Raw genomic sequence first — 22,128 nt, 5'->3', positions numbered from 1 at the left:
GCGAAATAGCAAGACAACACGCGCTAACTGGTGCTTTCTTGCCCAGGTGTTCAAGGTTAAACCTAAATCTATTTTCTTCTGGCAAAAAATGCACTGATAATGTTATTTATTGCCTTTATTCAATTTATCCTGCTCTATTTCTTACTATCCCGCCCTGCCCCATCATAGTGAAAACAGATCAGAAAGAGGACGCAGTGACATCAACAAAAATAGAACTAAAAAATCCAGATGATGCAGCTGCACACAGTAAAATGGACAGCTTTCGTCAGCGGGTATTTCACGTTGTGGCTGCTATCCCCTATGGGCAAGTCACCACCTATGGTGATATCGCCCGGCTGATAGGCTCCCCCAGAGCCGCGCGTCAGGTGGGTGGTGTTCTAAAGCGCTTACCTGAAGGCTCTGCTTTACCCTGGCATCGGGTGATTAATCGCCATGGCGAAATATCGTTAATTGGAGAAGATTATCTCAGGCAGAAAAATGCATTACTGGCGGAAGGTATTGAAATAAGCCCTGCCGGGCGGATTGATTTACAGCAATATCGTTGGCAGTACGGCTAGCTTCAGCGCCACAGGGAGCAATGCCCTGTAGCGCATAAAGCCAATCAGAAAGTTACTGTATTGACCCAGCACCAGTGCTGGTCGCGACAGGAGCGGTTTCAATGGCAACTGAGGTCACAGGAACCAACAGCAGGTTAGCCTGAGTACCAGTACCATTATTAATCACTTCCTGAATGGTATCAGTAATAAACATTAGCTGACCATTATGGGTAATGGCTGCACTCACAATGATACGTGCATTTGGCTGAATCTCTGCTGGGTTAAACGGCAAGGTAAAAGTAAAGGGTGCTTGTTTACCCTCGGTGCGAATCGCTTTCTGAGCAATAACCCGCGTTGGTGCATCAGCCAGTGAGGCATCCGACAGCGTTACCGTAACGACAGCATCAGGTGGCAAGGCAATGCGCTCACGGATATTCACTGTCCCTTGTACGGCAGGTTGTGCAATAGGTGCAGCGGCTGTCGTGGTTCCTGTTGAAGCCGGAACGGGAACATCAGCCCCTTTGTGGGCACACCCAGCTAAACTGACTACCAATGCTGCCCCACCCGCTATCTGCCAGAATTTTTTTGATTGCCAAGGTTTCATAGGTCGCACTCCTTCTTATTATTAAGATGCGAGTTCTATCCAAAAAAACTCGCGTTTAATAAGTGGCTTCAACCACCTAGCAAGCTAATTATAGCACAATATGCTAGTCCCTGCCGTTTCTCTCCCGATTCAGTCATTTATCAGACTATTCCTTATAAGGCTATCTCCAGCCGTACAGCAGTTTCACAGCAATATATTGACGATAGCCCTGATGATTCAGCACACTGTGTATGAACTCAACCACCAGGGGCCACAACATGAGCCAGGCATTAGAAAAACTGCTCGATTTACTCTTTCTGGAAAAAATTGAAGAAGGGATTTTCCGTGGTCAAAGTGAAGATCTGGGTTTACGTCAGGTCTTCGGGGGACAAGTTGTCGGCCAGGCGATTTATGCGGCAAAACAGACCGTCCCCACTGATCGGGTGGTCCATTCATTTCACAGCTATTTTTTACGTCCTGGGGACAGCAGCAAACCCATCATTTATGACGTAGAAACACTGCGCGATGGCAACAGTTTCAGCGCCCGTCGGGTCAGTGCAATTCAAAATGGTAAACCTATCTTTTATATGACGGCATCGTTCCAGAGTCAGGAAGACGGTTTTGAACACCAGAATACCATGCCGGATGTCCCGCCACCGGAGGGATTAATGTCTGAGACGGACATCGCCCGCAAATTTGCCCATTTAATCCCCGAAAAAGTACGGGATAAGTTTATCGGCCATCAACCGATTGAAATGCGTCCGGTGAGATTCCACAACCCACTGCAAGGTTCAACAGCAGAACCTAGTCGCTACGTCTGGTTTAAGGCTAACGGCGCAATGCCGGATGACTTGCGAGTTCATCAATATTTACTGGGTTATGCCTCTGATTTTAATTTCTTGCCGACGGCCTTACAGCCGCATGGGATTGGGTTCCTTGAACCGGGGGTGCAAATCGCCACAATCGATCATTCCATGTGGTTCCATCGCCCATTCCGTCTTGATGACTGGTTGTTGTATGCGGTAGAAAGTACCTCAGCTTCAGGTGCTCGTGGCTTTGTTCGCGGGCAAATCTATAACCGGGATGGGGTCTTGGTGGCTTCTACAGTGCAGGAAGGTGTAATTCGTTTACATCGCTCATAGCAAAAAATAGAAGGGGCGATGTTTCCATCGCCCCTGTTGCTATCATCATTATTATTTATTCTACTGTCAGCAATAACTTACTGATATTCGTAACTTACTGATTATAAGCATTTTCGCCATGGCTGTTGACATCCAGACCTTCGCGTTCTTGCTCTTCAGGTACCCGCAGACCAACCACCAGGTCAGCAATTTTGTAGGCAACGAAAGCAACCACGCCAGACCAGACCAAACACACACCCACGCTGAACAACTGTACACCTACTTGATGCCCCATGGTGACGCCAGCCGCGTAACCTGTACCACCCAATGAGGCAGAGGTGAAGACACCGGTCAGGATACAACCGACAATCCCGCACACGCCGTGGACACCGAACACGTCACAGGTATCATCCACCCGCAGCCATTTCTTCAGCAGAACCACACCCCACAGACCGGCAACCCCACCCACTAAGCCGATAATCAATGCACCACCGACACCAACAGTACCTGCCGCAGGTGTAATCGCAACCAAACCGGCGATACAACCTGAACATGCGCCTAACAGAGACGGCTTACCACGCAAAATCCACTCAGCAAATACCCAGGAAAGGATGGCACCTGCGGTTGCAACAACGGTGTTCAAGAAAGCCAATGCAGCGATTTCATTCGCGGCGCTGGCTGAACCAGCATTGAAACCAAACCAGCCGATATACAGAATTGCCGTCCCGGTGAACACCATCGGTAAGTTGTGAGGTTTAAATGCCTCTTTACCAAAACCGGCACGTTTACCCAGTAAGTAAGCCCCTACCAACCCCGCGATCGCGGCGTTAATATGCACTACAGTGCCGCCCGCAAAGTCCAGTGCGCCGTCCATTGCCAGGAAACCGCCACCCCATACCATGTGCGCCATTGGCAGGTACGAGAAGGTGAACCACAGCACAGCAAAAATAAGTACCGCAGAGAAACGGATACGCTCAGCAAATGAACCCACCACCAGAGCCACGGTGATACAGGCGAAAGAGGCCTGGAACGCCACATGGATATATTGGTAGAAGGTACCGCTCAAGCTGGTCAGGCCGATGCCTTTGAGCATCGCCATATCGAAGTTACCAAAGAACGCATTGCCCGTACTGAACGCCAGACTGTAACCATACAGAACCCACAAGACACAAATCAGTGCAAAACTCACCATGACCTGAGTCATCATCGACAATACGTTTTTGGAACGCAGCAGGCCGCCGTAGAACAGGGCAATACCGGGCACGGTCATAAACAGCACCAACGCGGTGCAAATCATCATAAAGGCATTATCTGCTTTGTCAGCTACCGCCGGTGCAGCAGCCATTGCCAAAGAAGGTAGCATTGCTACCGAACTCAGGCCCAACACGGATAAAAGTTTTTTCATCATCAACCCATCCCTATTCACTAAATTTGAGCCTGCAAGTTACAGTGCTGCTTCGTCTGTTTCGCCGGTACGGATGCGAATAACACGTTGCAATTCAGCAACGAAAATTTTGCCGTCACCAATTTTTCCGGTATAAGCGGCCTTACTGATAACATCAATCACTTCATCTAATTGATCATCCGCAATCGCGATATCAATTTTCACTTTGGGTAAGAAATTGACGCTGTATTCCGCTCCCCGATAGAGTTCTGCATGCCCTTTCTGGCGACCAAATCCTTTCACTTCGGTTACGGTCAACCCCTGAATACCTACTGAGGACAAGGCTTCGCGCACATCCTCCAACTTAAATGGTTTGATAACCACGGTAACCAGCTTCATATTTGCCCCTTCTCGAATTAAGTCGAATTTATGTCGGCCACGAAATACTTATCTTCCACGAAACACTTACCTTTCTTAAAACAAGTAAAGCAAAGGCTATGCCATAAATAATATTGACGAGAATTTAATACCGAAATGGCGAACTAATGGGGATTGAGATGCGCAGCACAAGAGCGCGGTGATGAAATAGAGAGGATTGAACAATTTTTGCGCACCAAATTAGTGCGATACGCGTCACAGAAGTGCACGGCGGTATATTCGCGCTATGGTTTTGCCTGATTATGGTGCGGCTACATTTCCTGATAGGCGCTGGCAGAGTTATTGACTGAAATGAAAAGTAATAGCAGCGAAATGAAGAATAGTGAAAAGTGATGGGGCCGCTTGACCCCACAACGTATTATTTAACTGACCGCAGTTTCGACTTGATCAATAGCTGCCAAATCTTCACTGACTAATTGCAACTGATACATTTGATAATAACGCCCATGCGCCGCCAGCAACTCTTGATGCTTACCCTGCTCTACTGCCACACCACGGTGCAACACCAAAATAGTATCGGCATCAACAATGGTTGAAAGCCGGTGAGCTATCACCACCAGCGTGGTGTTTTTGCGAATCAGCTGTAATGCCCGCTGAATGGCCTGTTCAGTGCCCGAATCAATATTAGCGGTCGCTTCATCCAAAATCAGAATTTGTGGCGCTTGTACCAACACGCGTGCCATCGCCAATAGCTGTTTTTGCCCGACGGATAGCGTGTTGCCCTGCTCCCCAAGCAAACTGTGTAGCCCATCAGGCAGTGCACGGACTAGCGAGGCCAGTTGCACAGTTTCCAGCGCATCCCACACTTGTTGCTCACTAATATCACGGCCTAATGTCACATTGGCAAAAAACGAATCAGCCAATACCACTGGGTCTTGCTGCACCATAGCAACGCCCTGTCGCAAAGTTTGATGTGATAATTCGGCCAGAGGGCGACCATCAAGTAAAATCTCGCCTTGCTGCACCGGGTAATAACCCATCAGCAGATTTGCCAGGGTACTCTTGCCGCTACCGGTATGCCCAACTAAAGCGACAAAGCCGTGTGAAGGCACATCAAGGGAAATATTTTGCAGCACCATTTTATCGTGGCGATAAGCAAAGCTGACATTTTTCACTTGAATATGGCCGCTGGTCAGCGGGCGATCATCGCTACCATATCCTTGCTGGACGCGATCCATCAAATCGAAAATGCGCTCGCCCGCAACCACCGCCTGTTGCAAGATCGACTGCTGTGATGTCAATTCAATCAATGGCTCATTGAGGCGGCCAAGGTAGTTGATAAATGCATATAGCACCCCAACCCCGACTGAACCTTCCGGGCTGAAACCGAAAAGCAGCAATAAACCACACAGCACCATGGCCGAAAACAGGCTCAGCAGTGGGCGCAGCAGAAAGCCTTCCAGACGCAATGTTTGCATCCGCGCCTTATAATGGGCACGGCTGGCAGACTCCATACGCTCACCAAAACGCGCCTGCTGGCGGAACTGTTGAATAACACCCATTCCGCTAATGACTTCATTAAAACCATCGTTAATATCGGCCAAATAGGCCCGAACCCGGCGCACCACTGGCGTGCTGTAGCGCTGGTAAATCGCCATAACCACCAGCACCGCAGGGAAAATACAAATGGAAATCAGCGCCATACGCCAATCCAGACTGAACATCGCCACCAGCATCGCACCAATTAATGCCGCACTTTTCAATACCGTCGACACCACCATCACATACAAATCTTTTATGACTTCGGTATCGTTGGTTACACGGGAAATCAATTGCCCGACAGGTTGAGTATCAAAAGCACTGAGAGGCTGGCGCAAAGCTGCATCCATCACTTCAATCCTGAGCCGTTGAACCACGCCGACTGCCGCGCGATTAAACAGCAATGCTTGAAAATAGTGCAATGCGGCTGCCAGCAATTGCAGCAGCAAATAAGCCAAGGCCAGCCCACTGACTAATCCCAACGGTAAGGTGCCTTTCGCCACTACGTGGTCAATGAAATAGCTGATCAACAGTGGGCCGCTGACTTCGGCTGCCGCAGCAACCCACAGCATCAGCACCGCCAGCCCTAATGGTTTGCGATAGGGGGAACCATAGGAAAGCAGGCGCTTGAAGGTTGGCCAAAGTTGCTGAACTTTACTCATCGGTTTTGGCCTCCGGCTCACCATCATCCAATGCTGCCTCTAATTGTTGATAGCGATACATTTCCCGATACCAGCCAGACTGATTCACCAATACATTATGCGTACCGCGTTGCATCACTCCACCATGCTGCAACACCAGGATTTCGCTGGCTTCAGTTAAAGCAGAAAGGCGGTGTGCGCTAATAATCACGGTACGATGCTCGCCCCATTCGCGCAGGTTTTTTAAGATTTCATGTTCGGTCTGACCATCAACTGCAGAAAGTGCATCATCAAGGATCAGAATTTCAGTATCCAACAACAATGCCCGAGCAATAGAAATCCGCTGTTTTTGCCCACCGGACAGCATCACACCGCGCTCCCCCACCTCAGTGTCATACCCCTGCGGGAGACGCAAAATATCTTCATGTACGCTGGCTAAACGAGCAGCGCGTTCGATTTGATCCTGAGTGGCATCAGGTTTACCTAATGCAATGTTGCCCGCGACCGTATCAGAGAATAAGAAAGGTGTCTGGCTGACCACTGATAAACGCCCACGCCAGTCATGCAAGCGGATATCAGACAGCGGATGCCCTTGATAACAAATCATGCCGTCATCAACATCGAATTGCCGCTGAATTAATGCCAATAAGGTGCTTTTACCGGAACCCGTTGGCCCACATAAACCTAACATCTGCCCCGGTGCCAATTTCAGTGATACATCGTGTAAAGCTGGTTTTTCAGCTTCTGGGTAATAGAAATGACGAATATTCACCGCTAACGTGCCGCGATCGTTTGATAATGCGATGTCGCCATCTTTCACGACTGGCGCTTCTTCCAGCAAACTACGGATACGACTATAGGCAGCACTGCCGCGTTCAACAATATTGAACATCCACGCCAGCGCCAGCATCGGCCAGATCATTAGCCCTAAATACATCACAAAGCTGGTTAACTGCCCTAAGGTGATGCTGTGATTGACCACCATCCAGCTACCGCCACCGATAGCTAATAAATTTGCGATACCGATAGCAATATAAATGGTGGGATCAAAACGGGCGTCAATACGAGCGACATACATATTCTTGGCACCCGCTTCTTCAGCAACCTTCGCAAATTGTTGCGACTGACTGTTTTCCAGACCAAAGGCTTTGATCATGCGGATGCTGGTGAGGCTTTCCTGCGCCTGATTATTCAGAGCAGAAAATGCTCCCTGAGCTGACTTAAAACGCTGATGCAGTTGATCGCCGTAATATTTGATAACCACCGCCATGACTGGCATGGGAAGCAATGACAGCAAGGTCAGTTGCCAACTGATTTGCGTGCTCATGACAATCAGCACCGCACACCCCATTACCAGCGAATCCACCAGCGTTAATACGCCTTCACCTGCGGCAAAAACGACGCGGTCAACATCATTCGTGGCGCGAGCCATTAAATCGCCCGTACGGTGACGTAAATAGAACCCAGGAGCCTGGCGGCTAAGTTGCCGATAAAAATTCGCTCGTAGCTCCACGGCCAATTGATAGGAGGCCCCGAAAAGTAACACTCGCCAAACATAACGCAACAGATAGACCACGATGGCCGTTACCAGCATCACGCCAATCCAGACCAATAACATATTGGTCGACATCTGTTTGGTGCTGATGCCATCGACAATGACCCCAACCAATTTAGGGGGTAATAATTGCAGGATAGCGATAACGATTAATAGCAACACCGCCCCTACATAGCGACGCCATTCACGGCGGAAATACCAGCCTAGTTGTGCAAACAATCTCACGCAGTTTTATCCATGATCTGACACCGAATAACCTCGGTATTTGCTCGCTAAATGCGACAGGGCAGTAGAATACCATCGTTAAAATGGTTTTTTATACCCAATAGATGCCAAGCAGCCCACACCCCACAATGTGAAAAATAACGGGGAATCACTCAGGAACTGGCAACACGGTGGTGTATTTAATTTTTTCCATCGCAAAGCTCGATGTCACATCAATCAACCCCGGAACGCCGTTAACCATACGTTTGTAAAAGCTGTCATAACTTTTCATATCGGCAACTTCGACCTGCATCAAATAGTCGTACTCCCCCGCCATGCGATAGAAGGCCAGCACCTCTGGCATCTGCTTGGTGAACTCGACGAACTCCTGATACCAACCGCTATTATGCTGCTGTGTCTTGATCAGTACAAATGCGGTGAGTCCTAATCCTAATTTTTCACTGTCTAGCAATGCCACACGCCCACGAATAAACCCCTCATCCTCAAGGCGTTTCAGACGTTTCCAGCAGGGCGTGGAAGTTAAATTAACCGCCTCAGCCAGCACTTGCAGTGATTGTGTGCAATCTTCTTGCAACATGCACAGGAGTTTACGGTCAATTTTATCTAACATAGCGAGTAACCATAGAATAAATTTCTACCATTTGGCGATAAAGAAGGAGAAATGGCAACGTTTTTTTCTTTGATAACAGATAATCTAATCATTATTAGTTTACTACTTACATCGCAGGCCATAAAAATGACCAACACTTGGGTAAAAAATGCGATCAGCGAAATAGAAGCCGATTTCCAACGCTCCGCTGATACACACCTGATCCGCCTTAATCTGCACGCATTTCCTGGTATTTATCTCTATTTAAAAGATGAAAGTACGCATCCAACCGGCAGCTTAAAGCATCGTTTGGCCCGTTCATTATTCCTCTATGGTTTATGTAATGGCTGGATTAAAGAAGGCACAACAATAATTGAGGCTTCATCAGGGAGCACGGCGGTGTCGGAGGCCTACTTTGCTCGCTTAATTGGTTTGCCCTTTATCGCGGTAATGCCAAGCTGCACGGCGCGGCGTAAAGTGGAGCAGATCGCCTTGTATGGTGGCCGCTGTCATTTTGTCGATCATGCCGGGCAAATTTATGCTGCCTCCGAGCAATTGGCGCGTGAACTTAACGGCCACTATATGGACCAGTTCACCTATGCTGAGCGGGCGACTGATTGGCGCGGCAATAATAATATTGCCGATAGCATTTTCCGCCAAATGGCGCGCGAACCTTTCCCCGTACCTGACTATATCGTGATGAGTGCAGGTACCGGCGGCACCTCAGCCACTTTGGGGCGCTACATTCGCTATCAAGGGCATGACACCCAACTGATGGTGGTCGACCCAGAAAATTCCGTTTTTTATGATTGTTTTTGTCATGGTGATCGTACCGTAACCGGCAGTTGTGGCAGCCGTATTGAAGGTATTGGCCGGCCGCGAGCGGAGCCATCATTCATTCCAGAAGTGATTGACAGTATGTTGCGGGTTCCTGATGCAGCCAGCGTTGCTACCATCCATTGGCTGGAAGGCATTTTGGGCCGCAAAGTGGGGGCGTCAACCGGCACTAACGTTTGGGGAACATTACAACTCGCTAAGCAGATGCGCGAGCAAGGTAAAACCGGTGCTATCGTGACGTTACTGTGCGACAGCGGTGAGCGTTATCTCGATACTTATTACGACCCTCAATGGGTCTGCAACAATATCGGCGATTTAACGCCATATCGTGATGAATTAAACAATCTGTAATATCGTGATAAACGGGGCCGTAAACCGGCCCCTTTCAGAAGAAAAAAACCGGATGGTTATCCGGCTGGCTAATAGCTACCCTCAAAGTTATTAGTTTTATTGCACTAATAACCCGTGGATATACCTCAGAATTCGGGGGAATAGGTGAGGTGTGGTGAACTTAGCCAATGTTGCAAATAATGAGCTACGCCTTGTTCCTCGCAGCGACCAATAACCTGTAACTGAGGCAACTCTTGTTTCAGTTGCGGTAATGCATTTCCCATGACTAACCCACGACCGACTCGCGACAACATTTCTTTATCGTTCATCGCATCGCCAAACGCCATGCAATCAGCCAGGGTTAAATCAAGATGATGGCTCAATCGCTCTAAAGCAGCCCCTTTGTTACAACCGCGAGGTAGCATTTCGAGGCAATCGACGGCTGAGAAACAGAAATCGGCTTTATCACCCATTTGTTGCTCAAGCTGAATCTTAAGTTCGATCAGTTCCTGATGTGGCGCAATAAAGCAAATTTTGTGATTACCCGTCTTCGGTAATGCATCTAGCGCAGTCAGTTGGAACTGGAAACTGCTGGTTTTATGGGCTGCCAATAAAGCGGGATCATTGTAATCAGTAAACCAGCCATCATCGCGGAAGATATGAATGCTGGCATTGGTCTGCCAGGGGGTGCGCAGCACAAACTCCACCAGTTCTGCCGGCAAATCCATACCATCTAAATGCACGCCTTCCATGTCACACACTCGTGTGCCATTACCAGTAATTAGATAACCGTTAATCCCTGAATGAGACAGGATCCCTTTCATATCAAGGTAATGCCGACCGGTAGCGAATGTCAGGATCATCCCGTTATCCACTAACTGGTGTAACGCATTCAATGTCGCACCACCTATTCGGTGGTCACGCATCAGTAAGGTTCCATCCATATCAAAAGCGGCTAAACGGTACATTCAAAACCTCACTAAGAGTGAAACTGGTGGTATGTATAAAATTATGGCGTAGTATTTACGGAACTAATAGTGAACAAATAATTTAAACTATTCCGGATTTAGTATGCGCATTATTCACCGGCTCACCCAATATCAGCGCTTATACCAAAAGTTCGGGGATAACCTGGCTTTGACAACAGTAAGTGACGTCGCTGGCCTGCTATTTTGCAGTGAACGCCATGCTCGCACCTTAATACAACAGTTACAGGCAAATGGCTGGCTCAGTTGGCATTCGCAAGTCGGCCGGGGCAAACGCGCGCAACTGCAATGCCTGAAAAGCCCCGATACACTTCGGGCAACCTATATGCAGGCGTTTCTCGAACAAGGTGATCATCAGGCGGCGCTCGAATTGGCTCAACTGGAACCTGAACGCTTGCAGGCGTTACTGAACCCCCATATGGGTGGGCAGTGGCAAGCAGACAGCCCAGTATTACGTATTCCATATTACCGTACGCTTGAGCCGTTAAACCCACTTACCGCCACTGGTCGGGCTGAGCAGCACCTGATTTATACTTTGCACGCGGGGTTGACTCGTTTTAACACCGGCTGCCCCCACCCCCAACCGGATCTGGCACACCACTGGCAAATCAGTGATGATGGCTTAACCTGGCAATTCTTTTTACGCAGCCAGTTGCGTTGGCATAATGGGGAGCGCCTTCACGGTCAGCAATTATTGCAAACACTCAAGCTATTGCGTGCCAATACCCGCAGCCAGCCAAGTTTTGCCAATATTTTGGCCATTACCCTACCCCACGCCCTGTGCCTACAGTTTACCCTTTCTCAACCGGACTACTGGCTAGCTCATCGATTGGCTGATTTGCCTTGCCGACTATTTCATCCAGATAATCCTCTGCTGGGTGCCGGCCCTTTTAAATTGGCGACCTTCGAACAACATCTGGTGCGGTTAGAACAACATGAGTTCTACCATTTGCAGCACCCTTATCTGGAAATCATTGAATACTGGATAACCCCGAACCTCATGGTGCAATCAACCGACGGTAGTTGCCAGCATCCAGTGCGAATTACCATCGGTCAGGAAGAGGACTTCCCTCTGGCGCGCCCCGTTCAGCGTAGTATGAGCCTGGGATTTTGCTATCTGGCGATTAATCAGTACCGCAGTAATATGACATCTCAGCAACTCGCCAGGTTACTGATGTTAGTACAAACCTCGGGCATATTAGAGGAGCTATCAATCCGGCGCGGGATAATAACTCCAAGCCATGAAATGTTACCGGGTTGGCCCATCCCACAGTTTGTGTCTGATGATGACTCACCATTGCCAGCCCATCTGATACTGATATATCAACCGCCAATGGAACTTAAAAGTGTCGCCGAGCAGCTAAAAACGGTATTGGCAGCACAGGGCTGCACATTAGAAATCCATGCCAGCCATGATAAACAGTGGAAAGATAGCCACCAAATTGAAAAGGCTGATTTATTATTAGCAGACCATTTGGTCGGTGAATCACCAGAGGCCGCAATGGAAAGCTGGCTTCGGCTTGATCCCCTGTGGCATGGCATCCTGTCACCATCACAGTGGGAGCAGCAGCAAAAAACACTGGCCCATATTCAGCAAATAGAGCTGGCTTCAGAGCGACATCGCCAATTACGGGAGCATTATAATTATCTGATGCTATCCGGGTTGATTCTACCGCTGTTCAACTATCAATATCAGGTCAATGCCCCACCACGAATTAATGGTGTAACATTAACGGCTTACGGTTGGTTCGACTTCAGTCAGGCGTGGCTCCCTCCGACTGCGACGTGATAACCAAACTCAGGTAGCTACCTTTTCTTGCGCTATCTAAGTACCATACTCGTCATATTTCAAGCTGCATGTGCGTTGGCTACACTCAATAACCCGAATCACTTACTTATGTAAGCTCATCGGGATTATCTCGCTTGCCGCCTTCCTGCAACTCGAATTATTTAGAGTATATACTGCCAGTTTTCAATTTTGCTGTGAGGTTTGCTCTTTAAGGCTCACAGCCACGAGGTAACAGTATGAAACGTGCCGTAGTTGTCTTTAGTGGTGGACAAGATTCCACCACCTGCTTGATTCAAGCATTACAGCAGTATGATGAAGTCCACTGCATTACCTTCGATTATGGGCAGCGACATCGTGCTGAAATCGAGGTCGCTCGTGAACTGGCAATTCAACTTGGGGCTAAGGCGCACAAAGTGTTGGATGTGGGCATGCTCAATGAGTTAGCTGTCAGTAGTCTGACCCGTGACAGCATCCCTGTACCGTCTTACAGTGAAGAGGGTGATGATTCAATTCCCAGCACCTTCGTTCCTGGCCGTAATATCCTATTTCTGACCCTGGCTGCCATTTATGCTTATCAGGTACAAGCTCAGGCTGTCATTACCGGTGTCTGTGAAACAGACTTTTCCGGTTACCCAGATTGCCGGGATGAATTCGTTAAAGCTCTTAACCATGCAATAGACTTGGGCATTGGCCGAGATATTGCTTTTATCACCCCGCTGATGTGGCTGGATAAGGCCGAAACATGGGCGTTAGCGGATTACTATCAGCAACTCGATCGTATCCGTCATGACACATTAACTTGTTATAACGGGATTCAGGGCGATGGTTGCGGTCAATGTGCTGCCTGCCACTTGCGCGCCAAAGGGTTAGCGTTCTATCTGGCTAATAAACCTAAAGTCATATTAAGCCTAAAACAAAAAACCGGATTGGTTTAACCGCTTTAAGCCCAGAAACTAGCAGCGACCTGCCTTTCTCTACCTCCCCCAGAGCGAGGTAGAGCCTTATAAGCACAATTCTTTTTTTATAAACCCCGATTAACAAACTCCTGGAGTTTCTCACGCAACTCCCCATCAATGGGTAATGCCTTTTGATTACGCAAATCAATGCATACAAAAGTCAATTCTGCATCAGCCACTAGAGTAGACCCTGGCTCCAGCGTGATCTTTTGTTCCATCACGCCACTTCTTTCATTCAGCTTTAATAGTTGACTGTCGATCCGTAGCAGGTCGCCCAAAACCGCAGGCCGACGATAGTTAATATTGATATTAACCACAATAAAAGCGATTTTATTTTCAGCCATCCATTGTGCTGTTGGTTCTCCATCCAGCCATTCCCAGCGGGCTTCTTCGAGAAACTCTAAATAGCGGGCATTATTAACATGTTGAAAAACATCAATATGAAAACCCCTGACTCTAATATGAGTATGCATGTGACGAGCTTCTCCAGATAATGAGTTGTTATTTATAGAATGATAGATACAACTGGTATGACCTCAAGAAGAAAGCCTAGCAGAGGAAAATTACTTCATAGCGTGCTTATTATATAAGCTGGATCAACATCACAGTTTTAGCCGTCAGTTGCAATTTACATTATGAAATAATGGAAGTTTTCCGTGGTGAAAAAGCCAGGCAAACACGGCATCTGCCTGACTGCGGTTTTTTTCTAACTCTATTTACATGCTAAGCTTGCTGCGATTTTTCTCTAAGAAAGAGGGGCCAATCCCTGGCACTTCAAGCAGCTGCTCTGCATCTGTAAAAAAGCCGAACTGTTCACGATAGTTAACAATTGCTTCCGCTTTCTTCCGGCCTATCCCGCTGAGGGACTGTGCCAGTTCTTCCGCATTTGCACTGTTAATATTGATTTGGCTCTGTGGGTTATCCTGTAAATGACCAGCGGTAGCTGTTACGATCATTTTGTCATGTGTGGCTTTATCGGGAATTTTTGATTCGACATTTGCCTTGGTTGTAACCTTACCCGGCACTGACGGGTTGAGAACGTTATTATCAGAGGAGCTTGGGGCGGCATAAGCCAAAGTGGGGATATTAAAACCCGCCAATAGCGCCGTGATGACCAATAATTTTCCTATGAATTTCATGCTGTATCCTCCTTGTGTTTGACAGCATGCCTACCTTGCCTGAGCCTCCGATTTGTCGCAAAGGGCAGATTTTAGATATGCGAAAGGCCGCCAAAGCGACCTTTCGTTGTTACATCCAATTGCAAATCAATGCGAGGCTTATTGAGGTTGTTGTTGCTCCGCAGGCCCCATCTTGATAGTGGCCTGTTTGTGCAAGTTCGCCATCAGTGCATCAAAAGTCACACCGCTAGCCCCCTCTTCCATCTTGGCGATAAAGTTCTTCATTTCGCCTTCCGGTAATTTACCCGGAGTCACCGATAACAGTTCAATCAAGACAATATTGTCTTGACGATCCTGAGATAAACCATATACCGGCTGGTCTTTTTGTGGATGAGGTAAGGCAAAAATAGTCTGCACTAATTGGTCATCATCTGGCGCGCGTGACAAGGTTTTCTTCTCACCGAAACTGATACCCGCAGCTTTCATGGCTTCTTCGCCTTTGCCTTGTTTCAGCGCAGTCAGGAGCTTCTCGCCATCAACACGAGCTAATTGCTCTGCTTTCTGACGTTTCACCAACTCGGCGACCTGATCACGAACTTGATCAAATGGTTCGATTCCTTCAGGTTTGTGGCCGTCAATGCGAATAACAAAAGCACGGTCACCGTCAACAGTGATGACATCGGAGTTGCTACCAGGTGCGCCATTCTCACCAACCAGACCACCCTCAAAGATGGCTTGCACCACAGGTTTGAAGTTAATCTCCGCTGGCACCGCATCACGGGTAAACCAACCGGTTTGCTTAGCTTTCGCACCCGCGGCCTCTTCAGCCGAAGCCAGAGACTCATTATCGCTGGTAGCCGCTTCGCTCACTTTTTGTTGTAAGGCGTAGTATGCATCAACCGCTTTTTCCTGCTTAACCTGTTTAGCCAGCGCATCATGAACTTCTGACAACGGTTTTACCTGTGCAGGTTTGATATCGTTAAGACGAACAATCAAATAACCTACGGAGGATTTCACCACATCAGATAACTGGCCTTTCTCAGTCAGATTTGCTTGTTTCAGCTCATCCGCTGTTGTTTCCGGTTCTAACCAACCCAACTCGCCGCCATTTTTGCGGGAAATGATGTCGGTCGATTTCTCTTTTGCGATGGCGGCAAAATCAGCACCTTTTTTCAGCTCATCCAATGCAGCTTTGGCTTCAGCTTCAGTTTTAAACTGAATGACACTGTAGTTACGTTGCTCAGGCTTAGTGTAGGTACTTTTATGCTGATCGTAATACGCGGCGATATCTTCTTCAGTGACAGTAATTTTGTCCTGCATCGCCGCAGCATCCATTGCAATGAAACTGATTTTCATCTGTTCCGGTGCAATGAAGCTATTTTTGTTCTGATCGTAATAGGCTTGCAGCTCTTCATCAGTGACTTTCTGCTGCGCTTGAAGTGCTTTGAGGTCTAGCGTTGCCAGACGGACTTCACGTTGCTGCAAAATCAGCTCTGACATTGCTTGTGCTTCGACAGGCAGCACGAAACCAGTATCACCGAAGGCTTGTAGCAATTGCTGATTAATCAGCTGCTGGCGCTGTAATTGAGCGAATTGATCTGGGGTGTAGCCCATTCGATTGACCAGCTCAAGGTATTTATTGTTATCGAACTTGCCATCAGTCTGGAAATAAGGTGCCTGGCGAATAGCATCTTTCACTTGTTCGTCACTGGCAGTCAGGCCTAACTTTTTAGCATATTGGTCGAGCAACATATTGTTGACCAATTGACCAAGCACCTGCTGGCGCAGTTGTAGCATGTAACCTTCATTCGCGGCCAATGCGGAGAACTGTTCACCCAATTGCTGTTGCAAGCGGCCACGCTCACTTTGTACAGCCTGTTCTAACTGAGCACGACTAATCTCTTGGCCATTAACTTTGGCAGCAAAGTCGTTGGAGCCACCAATCAGATAGCTGCCAACCCCAGTCAGGATAAAGGACAACATGATCAGGGCCAGAATGATTTTGAGCACGACGTTATTAGCAGCCGCGCGTAAATTGTCCATCATAATGTGACAATACTCCGCTGTAATATGGATAAAAACTGTTGCGCAGGTCTAAATAAACCCAGCATTCCTTGCGACAGCCCTTCATGCTGCTGCGCGAAAAAAAAGCGCATCATTAACGATGCGCCTTGTATCTTACCTTACCAACTCAACTGCGTCAGGTTATTGTTAACACAAACACAGGTGAGAATTGACGCGGCAATCAGTTTACAGCGTCTTTCAGGCCTTTACCGGCACGGAAACCAGGTACTTTAGCGGCTGGAATACTGATTTCTTTGCCTGTCTGAGGGTTACGGCCAGTACGTGCAGAACGCTCACGTACTGCAAAAGTACCAAAACCAACCAGAGCTACGTCATCCCCTTCTTTCAAAGATTCAGTAACAGAAGCAATAATTGCATCCAATGCGCGCCCAGCGGCCGCTTTAGAAATATCAGCACCTGCGGCAATTTTGTCGATCAGTTGTGACTTATTCACTCTTTCATCCCCTTTAAAATTCTATTGTCGCGCCGAAAATCCCTACGGACAACACGACAGCGCAGCTGTTATATCAATCCTGTCTGACCTTAGCAAGCAGCCCAAAGACTTAAACTTTTACCAGACAGACGAACTAACTTAGCGGCACAAAAAATAGCTGGCAAGTAGCATTTCACTTACCAGCATCAGTTTTATCAATACTTCTTGCGATCCGTCACTATTTTGACGCTACCGGCTGTGCCCCGAAGGCAGGATTTTGCAAAGCAATGGCTAAAACATCATCAATTCGTTTAACCGGATGAATTTCCAGATCGGCGATAACATTGTCTGGAATCTCTTCCAAATCGCGTTTGTTATCATCTGGAATCAGCACAACTTTAATCCCACCACGGTGAGCGGCCAGCAATTTCTCTTTCAAACCACCGATTGGCAATACCAAACCACGTAAGGTGATTTCACCGGTCATGGCAACATCTGCCCGCACCGGGTTACCAGTCAAACAAGAAACCAGCGCTGTACACATGGCAATACCAGCGCTCGGCCCATCTTTCGGCGTCGCCCCTTCCGGCACATGCACGTGGATGTCGCGTTTTTCGTAGAAATCAGGGTTAATCCCTAATTTATCTGCACGCGCACGCACCACGGTCAATGCAGCCTGAATGGACTCTTGCATGACTTCGCCCAATGAACCGGTGTAAGTCAGTTTACCTTTACCCGGTACACATGCAGTTTCGATGGTCAGCAAATCACCACCCACTTCTGTCCATGCCAGGCCCGTCACTTGACCGACACGGTTTTCAGTGTCTGCGCGACCATAATCGACTTTCTGTACGCCCAGGAAGTCCTTCAGGTTGTCGCCGGTGATTTCAATGTGCTTAACCGTTTTATCCATAAGCAGATTTTTGACTGCTTTACGGCACAGTTTGGAGATTTCGCGCTCCAGACTACGCACCCCAGCCTCGCGGGTGTAATAACGGATAATGCTCATGATCGCACTGTCATCGATGGTCAGCTCGCCTTTCTTAATGGCGTTGCGCTCAAATTGTTTTGGCAACAGGTGCTGCTTGGCAATATTGAGTTTCTCATCTTCGGTATAACCGGACAGACGAATCACTTCCATACGATCCAGCAACGGCGCCGGAATATTCATGGAGTTAGAGGTCGCAACAAACATCACATCCGACAGATCGTAATCTACTTCCAGATAGTGATCGTTAAATGCCACGTTTTGTTCTGGATCTAACACCTCCAGCAATGCAGACGCCGGATCACCACGCATATCGGATGCCATTTTATCGATCTCATCCAACAGGAAGAGTGGGTTTTTCACCCCAACTTTTGCCATTTTCTGGATCAATTTACCCGGCATAGAGCCAATATAGGTACGACGGTGACCGCGGATCTCGGCTTCATCACGTACTCCGCCCAGCGCCATACGCACATATTGACGGCCGGTAGCTTTGGCAATAGATTGCCCCAGAGAAGTTTTACCCACTCCAGGAGGCCCTACCAGACACAGGATTGGCCCTTTGATTTTGCTGACCCGGCTCTGGACTGCGAGATATTCCAAAATACGATCTTTAACCCGCTCCAGGCCGTAATGGTCGGTATCCAGAACTTCTTGCGCTTTTACCAAGTCTTTTTTAACTTTGCTGCGACTGTTCCACGGCACCTGCAACATCCAATCAATGTAACCACGAACGACGGTGGCCTCCGCCGACATTGGCGACATCATTTTCAGTTTTTGCAGTTCAGCTTCGGTTTTTTCGCGCGCATCTTTTGGCATTTTAGCCGCTTCGATTTTGCGTTTTAGCGCTTCATGCTCATCAGGTGCATCGTCCATCTCGCCCAGTTCTTTCTGAATGGCTTTCATTTGCTCATTCAAATAGTACTCGCGCTGGCTCTTTTCCATCTGCTTTTTGACACGATTACGAATCCGTTTTTCAACCTGCAACAGATCGATTTCAGATTCCATCATCGCCATCAGATATTCCAGACGTTCGGTCACATCGAACATTTCCAGAACAGCTTGTTTGTCATTTAGCTTCAACGGCATATGTGCCGCGATAGTGTCAGCCAGACGTGCTGCATCATCAATACTGTGCAACGAGGCCAGGACTTCCGGTGGGATCTTCTTGTTCAGTTTGATATAGCCTTCAAACTGATTAATCGCCGTGCGGACCAGCACTTCCTGCTCACGATCGTCCATTACCGGCGATTCAAGATATTCCGCCTGAGCAGCAAAATGCTCGCCGCTGTCGGAAAGCGTGGTGATACGCGCACGCTGTAGCCCTTCAACCAGCACTTTTACTGTGCCATCAGGCAATTTCAGCATTTGTAGAATCGAGGCTACGGTGCCGACTGAAAACAGATCATTGATACCGGGCTCATCCGTCGAGGCTTCTTTCTGCGCAACCAGCATGATTTTTTTATCATGGTCCATTGCAGCTTCCAGGCACCGAATCGACTTTTCCCGGCCAACAAACAGTGGGATCACCATATGCGGATAAACCACCACATCGCGCAGAGGCAATACGGGGATTTCTATGCGTTCGGAACGCTCAGGGTTCATAGAGCTCTCTCTTAGTTTAGCTTCCGCCAGATTACTGGGAATCTCGTGAAACACGAGTCATCACGAGTTTCACTAAATAGGTAATTGAGTATATGGGGACGAATGTCTTACATTCAACGATTACAATGCGAGGAAAAAGAAATGGGGGATAAAATCCCCCATTGTCATACTAACCATCTGGATTATTTGGCTAATTATTCGCCAGAAGCTTGAGCTTCCGGTTGGCCATAAATCAGCATTGGTGCAGATTGACCAGCAATAACTGATTCATCTACTACCACTTTTTCCACACTTTCCATTGACGGTAAATCGTACATAGTATCGAGCAAAGCACCTTCTACGATAGAGCGCAGGCCACGAGCACCTGTTTTACGCGCCATCGCTTTCTTGGCAATAGCGGTCAGCGCTTCATCGCGGAATTCAAGTTCCACACCTTCAAGATTGAACAATGCCTGATATTGTTTAGTCAGCGCATTTTTCGGTTCTTTCAGGATCTGAATCAGTGCGTCTTCGCTCAATTCACTCAAGGTTGCAACCACGGGCAAACGACCAATAAATTCAGGGATTAAACCGAATTTAATCAAGTCTTCCGGCTCAGCCTGGCTCAATAACTCGCCTTCTGTCGCCTTTTCTGACTTGCCTTTTACCGTGGCCCCGAAGCCAATACCGCTACCGGTGTTAATGCGCTGCCCGATAACTTTATCCAGGCCCGCAAAAGCACCACCACAGATAAACAGAATCTTAGAGGTATCAACCTGCAAAAATTCTTGCTGCGGATGCTTACGACCACCTTGTGGTGGTACGGCAGCGATAGTCCCTTCGATCAATTTCAACAGCGCCTGCTGCACACCTTCACCCGAAACATCGCGAGTGATGGATGGGTTATCAGACTTACGTGAAATCTTATCAATTTCATCGATATAGACGATACCGCGTTGCGCTTTCTGGACGTCGTAATCACATTTCTGCAACAGCTTCTGAATGATGTTTTCAACATCTTCGCCCACGTAACCAGCTTCGGTCAGAGTGGTCGCATCTGCCATGGTAAACGGCACATCCAGGAAGCGAGCCAATGTTTCCGCTAACAGCGTTTTACCACTACCAGTCGGGCCAATCAGCAGAATATTACTTTTACCCAACTCGATACCATTACTGGTGTCGCCATTGCGTAAACGCTTGTAATGGTTATACACAGCAACAGCCAGCACTTTTTTCGCCGGTTCCTGTCCGATAACATAGTCATCAAGATGGCGGCGAATTTCATGCGGCGTTGGCAGCGAACTACGCTCCCGGTGCGGCGCAACTTCTTTGATCTCTTCGCGAATAATGTCGTTACACAAATCGACACATTCATCGCAGATATACACTGACGGCCCGGCAATTAGCTTACGCACTTCATGCTGGCTTTTGCCGCAGAAAGAGCAATACAGCAGCTTTCCAGAACCGTCTTTGCGCTTATCTGTCATCAGTAAACCTCTTCTTCAGTATCTGCCACACCTGAAACTATGCGGCAGGGAGACTATTCTCGCTATTTCTGTACGCCACGTTAGCTTTCAACGGACAGCCGATATAATGGGTAGTGTACAAACAATACGCAATTGGCCTTATTCAGCACTACGATTTGTTCTCGTTACATTCACTATAGTATATCGGCTCACAGAAATAAGTCGCTAGTCACGACGGGTGAACACAGAATCAACTAAACCGTATTCTACAGCCTCATCAGCTGACAGGAAACGGTCACGCTCAGTGTCTCTCTCTATTTCTTCAAGAGATTTACCCGTGTGTTTTGCCATCAGTTCATTCATGCGTGATTTCACTTTCAAAATCTCTTTGGCATGAATCTCAATATCTGTAGCTTGCCCCTGGAAGCCGCCCAACGGTTGGTGAATCATGACCCGTGAATTCGGCAAGCAGAAACGTTTACCCTTAGCACCCGCAGTCAACAGGAATGCCCCCATTGAACATGCCTGGCCCATACAAATCGTGCTGACATCCGGCTTAATGAATTGCATGGTGTCATAAATTGACATCCCTGCAGTAATCACTCCACCCGGTGAGTTGATATACAGGAAGATGTCTTTTTCTGGATTCTCTGCTTCCAGAAACAGCATTTGCGCTGTGATCAGGTTGGCCATATGGTCTTCAACCTGGCCAGTCAGGAAAATGATGCGCTCTTTCAGCAGACGGGAGAAAATATCGTAAGAACGTTCCCCACGTGAAGTCTGCTCAATTACCATTGGCACCAGAGCCATGTTAGGTGCAAATTGATCTCGTTCGCCACTGTATGACATTACCGTCTCCTAATAGAATTTACTTTGGCGCCATTCATAACCGATTCTACTTGAGATGAGGAATGATGACTATGTTCATGCGTGCAAACAGTCCAGTTATACCTATCATACTTCAAGCTGTGTGTGCGTTGGCTACGCTCAATAACCCGAATTATTTAGGGTATATCCAAACTCATT

Annotated in this window: 19 protein-coding genes; 5 read left to right on the top strand and 14 right to left on the bottom strand. The window is 47.9% G+C overall.

The genetic code is table 11. The features are described from left to right. Positions 1 to 251: 251 nt before the first annotated feature. A complete protein-coding gene (locus HU019_RS09910; protein WP_174849291.1) occupies positions 252 to 557 on the top strand; it encodes an MGMT family protein in 306 nt (101 codons plus the stop codon). 52 nt (positions 558 to 609) lie between these two features. Here HU019_RS09910 and HU019_RS09905 read toward each other — a convergent pair whose 3' ends face one another. Next, the gene (locus HU019_RS09905; RefSeq protein ID WP_174849265.1) at positions 610 to 1,140 is read right to left on the bottom strand and encodes a YbaY family lipoprotein; all 531 of its coding nucleotides are present in this window, start codon (positions 1,138 to 1,140) and stop codon (positions 610 to 612) included. 257 nt (positions 1,141 to 1,397) lie between these two features. Between HU019_RS09905 and tesB the strand changes: the two genes are divergently transcribed. Continuing rightward, the gene (gene tesB, locus HU019_RS09900; RefSeq protein WP_174849266.1) at positions 1,398 to 2,261 is read left to right on the top strand and encodes an acyl-CoA thioesterase II; all 864 of its coding nucleotides are present in this window, start codon (positions 1,398 to 1,400) and stop codon (positions 2,259 to 2,261) included. A gap of 94 nt (positions 2,262 to 2,355) precedes the next feature. Here tesB and amtB read toward each other — a convergent pair whose 3' ends face one another. The 5 genes from amtB to HU019_RS09875 form a co-directional block, all read right to left on the bottom strand. Then, positions 2,356 to 3,645 (bottom strand): ammonium transporter AmtB, encoded by a 1,290-nt coding sequence (gene amtB / locus HU019_RS09895; RefSeq protein WP_174849292.1) that lies wholly within the window; start codon positions 3,643 to 3,645, stop codon positions 2,356 to 2,358. Between the two features lie 39 nt (positions 3,646 to 3,684). Beyond that, a complete protein-coding gene (gene glnK / locus HU019_RS09890; RefSeq protein WP_002208627.1) occupies positions 3,685 to 4,023 on the bottom strand; it encodes a P-II family nitrogen regulator in 339 nt (112 codons plus the stop codon). Between the two features lie 401 nt (positions 4,024 to 4,424). Beyond that, positions 4,425 to 6,203 (bottom strand): SmdB family multidrug efflux ABC transporter permease/ATP-binding protein, encoded by a 1,779-nt coding sequence (locus tag HU019_RS09885; protein ID WP_174849267.1) that lies wholly within the window; start codon positions 6,201 to 6,203, stop codon positions 4,425 to 4,427. Beyond that, entirely contained in the window at positions 6,196 to 7,962 is a 1,767-nt protein-coding gene (locus HU019_RS09880; RefSeq protein WP_174849268.1) for a SmdA family multidrug ABC transporter permease/ATP-binding protein, read from the bottom strand. The genes HU019_RS09885 and HU019_RS09880 overlap by 8 nt, the downstream gene beginning before the upstream one ends. A 148-nt stretch (positions 7,963 to 8,110) precedes the next feature. Then, a complete protein-coding gene (locus tag HU019_RS09875; protein ID WP_174849269.1) occupies positions 8,111 to 8,572 on the bottom strand; it encodes an Lrp/AsnC family transcriptional regulator in 462 nt (153 codons plus the stop codon). 126 nt (positions 8,573 to 8,698) lie between these two features. On the opposite strand from HU019_RS09875, the gene HU019_RS09870 reads away from it, so the two are divergent. Beyond that, entirely contained in the window at positions 8,699 to 9,739 is a 1,041-nt protein-coding gene (locus tag HU019_RS09870; protein WP_174849270.1) for a PLP-dependent cysteine synthase family protein, read from the top strand. 125 nt (positions 9,740 to 9,864) lie between these two features. Here HU019_RS09870 and cof read toward each other — a convergent pair whose 3' ends face one another. Beyond that, positions 9,865 to 10,686, bottom strand: a complete 822-nt coding sequence (gene cof, locus HU019_RS09865) for an HMP-PP phosphatase (protein WP_174849271.1) — start codon at positions 10,684 to 10,686, stop codon at positions 9,865 to 9,867. A gap of 103 nt (positions 10,687 to 10,789) precedes the next feature. Here cof and HU019_RS09860 point away from each other — a divergent pair, with 103 nt between their 5' ends. Beyond that, positions 10,790 to 12,493 carry an SgrR family transcriptional regulator gene (locus tag HU019_RS09860; RefSeq protein WP_174849272.1) on the top strand — a complete coding sequence of 568 codons (1,704 nt, stop codon included), beginning with the start codon at positions 10,790 to 10,792 and terminating at the stop codon, positions 12,491 to 12,493. A gap of 236 nt (positions 12,494 to 12,729) precedes the next feature. Next, on the top strand, positions 12,730 to 13,428 hold the full coding sequence (queC, locus tag HU019_RS09855; RefSeq protein WP_174849273.1) for a 7-cyano-7-deazaguanine synthase QueC: 699 nt from the start codon (positions 12,730 to 12,732) through the stop codon (positions 13,426 to 13,428). An 86-nt stretch (positions 13,429 to 13,514) separates the two neighbouring features. On the opposite strand, the gene HU019_RS09850 is transcribed toward queC, so the two are convergent. The 7 genes from HU019_RS09850 to clpP all read right to left on the bottom strand — a co-directional run bounded on the left by HU019_RS09850 (position 13,515) and on the right by clpP (position 21,951). Further along, on the bottom strand, positions 13,515 to 13,922 hold the full coding sequence (locus HU019_RS09850; RefSeq protein ID WP_174849274.1) for an acyl-CoA thioesterase: 408 nt from the start codon (positions 13,920 to 13,922) through the stop codon (positions 13,515 to 13,517). 243 nt (positions 13,923 to 14,165) lie between these two features. Further along, the gene (locus HU019_RS09845) at positions 14,166 to 14,588 is read right to left on the bottom strand and encodes a ComEA family DNA-binding protein (RefSeq protein ID WP_174849275.1); all 423 of its coding nucleotides are present in this window, start codon (positions 14,586 to 14,588) and stop codon (positions 14,166 to 14,168) included. Between the two features lie 138 nt (positions 14,589 to 14,726). Next, positions 14,727 to 16,613, bottom strand: a complete 1,887-nt coding sequence (ppiD, locus tag HU019_RS09840; protein ID WP_174849276.1) for a peptidylprolyl isomerase — start codon at positions 16,611 to 16,613, stop codon at positions 14,727 to 14,729. A 199-nt stretch (positions 16,614 to 16,812) separates the two neighbouring features. Next, on the bottom strand, positions 16,813 to 17,085 hold the full coding sequence (hupB, locus tag HU019_RS09835; protein WP_004392663.1) for a nucleoid-associated protein HU-beta: 273 nt from the start codon (positions 17,083 to 17,085) through the stop codon (positions 16,813 to 16,815). Positions 17,086 to 17,302: 217 nt separating this feature from the next. Beyond that, positions 17,303 to 19,657: an endopeptidase La gene (gene lon, locus HU019_RS09830; protein ID WP_050077342.1), complete on the bottom strand. Its 2,355-nt coding sequence runs from the start codon at positions 19,655 to 19,657 to the stop codon at positions 17,303 to 17,305. 194 nt (positions 19,658 to 19,851) lie between these two features. Beyond that, complete coding sequence (clpX, locus tag HU019_RS09825) at positions 19,852 to 21,123, bottom strand: ATP-dependent protease ATP-binding subunit ClpX (RefSeq protein ID WP_005163503.1); 1,272 nt, start codon at positions 21,121 to 21,123, stop codon at positions 19,852 to 19,854. A 204-nt stretch (positions 21,124 to 21,327) separates the two neighbouring features. Beyond that, the gene (clpP, locus tag HU019_RS09820) at positions 21,328 to 21,951 is read right to left on the bottom strand and encodes an ATP-dependent Clp endopeptidase proteolytic subunit ClpP (protein ID WP_174849277.1); all 624 of its coding nucleotides are present in this window, start codon (positions 21,949 to 21,951) and stop codon (positions 21,328 to 21,330) included. Between the last annotated feature and the right edge of the window lie 177 nt (positions 21,952 to 22,128).

This window comes from Yersinia artesiana (genome assembly GCF_902726545.1).
GTDB classification, from domain to species: domain Bacteria; phylum Pseudomonadota; class Gammaproteobacteria; order Enterobacterales; family Enterobacteriaceae; genus Yersinia; species Yersinia artesiana.
The sequence above is the reverse complement of the archived record's forward strand: the minus strand, read 5'-3'. Positions and strand labels throughout refer to the sequence as shown.

Excerpts from the sequence above, each read along its gene's own strand:
- HU019_RS09910 (WP_174849291.1), top strand. The coding sequence starts at position 252 with ATGGACAGCTTTCGTCAGCGGGTATTTCACGTTGTGGCTGCTATCCCC.
- HU019_RS09905 (WP_174849265.1), bottom strand. The coding sequence starts at position 1,140 with ATGAAACCTTGGCAATCAAAAAAATTCTGGCAGATAGCGGGTGGGGCA.
- tesB (WP_174849266.1), top strand. The coding sequence starts at position 1,398 with ATGAGCCAGGCATTAGAAAAACTGCTCGATTTACTCTTTCTGGAAAAA.
- amtB (WP_174849292.1), bottom strand. The coding sequence starts at position 3,645 with ATGAAAAAACTTTTATCCGTGTTGGGCCTGAGTTCGGTAGCAATGCTA.
- glnK (WP_002208627.1), bottom strand. The coding sequence starts at position 4,023 with ATGAAGCTGGTTACCGTGGTTATCAAACCATTTAAGTTGGAGGATGTG.
- HU019_RS09885 (WP_174849267.1), bottom strand. The coding sequence starts at position 6,203 with ATGAGTAAAGTTCAGCAACTTTGGCCAACCTTCAAGCGCCTGCTTTCC.
- HU019_RS09875 (WP_174849269.1), bottom strand. The coding sequence starts at position 8,572 with ATGTTAGATAAAATTGACCGTAAACTCCTGTGCATGTTGCAAGAAGAT.
- HU019_RS09870 (WP_174849270.1), top strand. The coding sequence starts at position 8,699 with ATGACCAACACTTGGGTAAAAAATGCGATCAGCGAAATAGAAGCCGAT.
- cof (WP_174849271.1), bottom strand. The coding sequence starts at position 10,686 with ATGTACCGTTTAGCCGCTTTTGATATGGATGGAACCTTACTGATGCGT.
- HU019_RS09860 (WP_174849272.1), top strand. The coding sequence starts at position 10,790 with ATGCGCATTATTCACCGGCTCACCCAATATCAGCGCTTATACCAAAAG.
- queC (WP_174849273.1), top strand. The coding sequence starts at position 12,730 with ATGAAACGTGCCGTAGTTGTCTTTAGTGGTGGACAAGATTCCACCACC.
- HU019_RS09850 (WP_174849274.1), bottom strand. The coding sequence starts at position 13,922 with ATGCATACTCATATTAGAGTCAGGGGTTTTCATATTGATGTTTTTCAA.
- HU019_RS09845 (WP_174849275.1), bottom strand. The coding sequence starts at position 14,588 with ATGAAATTCATAGGAAAATTATTGGTCATCACGGCGCTATTGGCGGGT.
- ppiD (WP_174849276.1), bottom strand. The coding sequence starts at position 16,613 with ATGATGGACAATTTACGCGCGGCTGCTAATAACGTCGTGCTCAAAATC.
- lon (WP_050077342.1), bottom strand. The coding sequence starts at position 19,657 with ATGAACCCTGAGCGTTCCGAACGCATAGAAATCCCCGTATTGCCTCTG.
- clpX (WP_005163503.1), bottom strand. The coding sequence starts at position 21,123 with ATGACAGATAAGCGCAAAGACGGTTCTGGAAAGCTGCTGTATTGCTCT.
- clpP (WP_174849277.1), bottom strand. The coding sequence starts at position 21,951 with ATGTCATACAGTGGCGAACGAGATCAATTTGCACCTAACATGGCTCTG.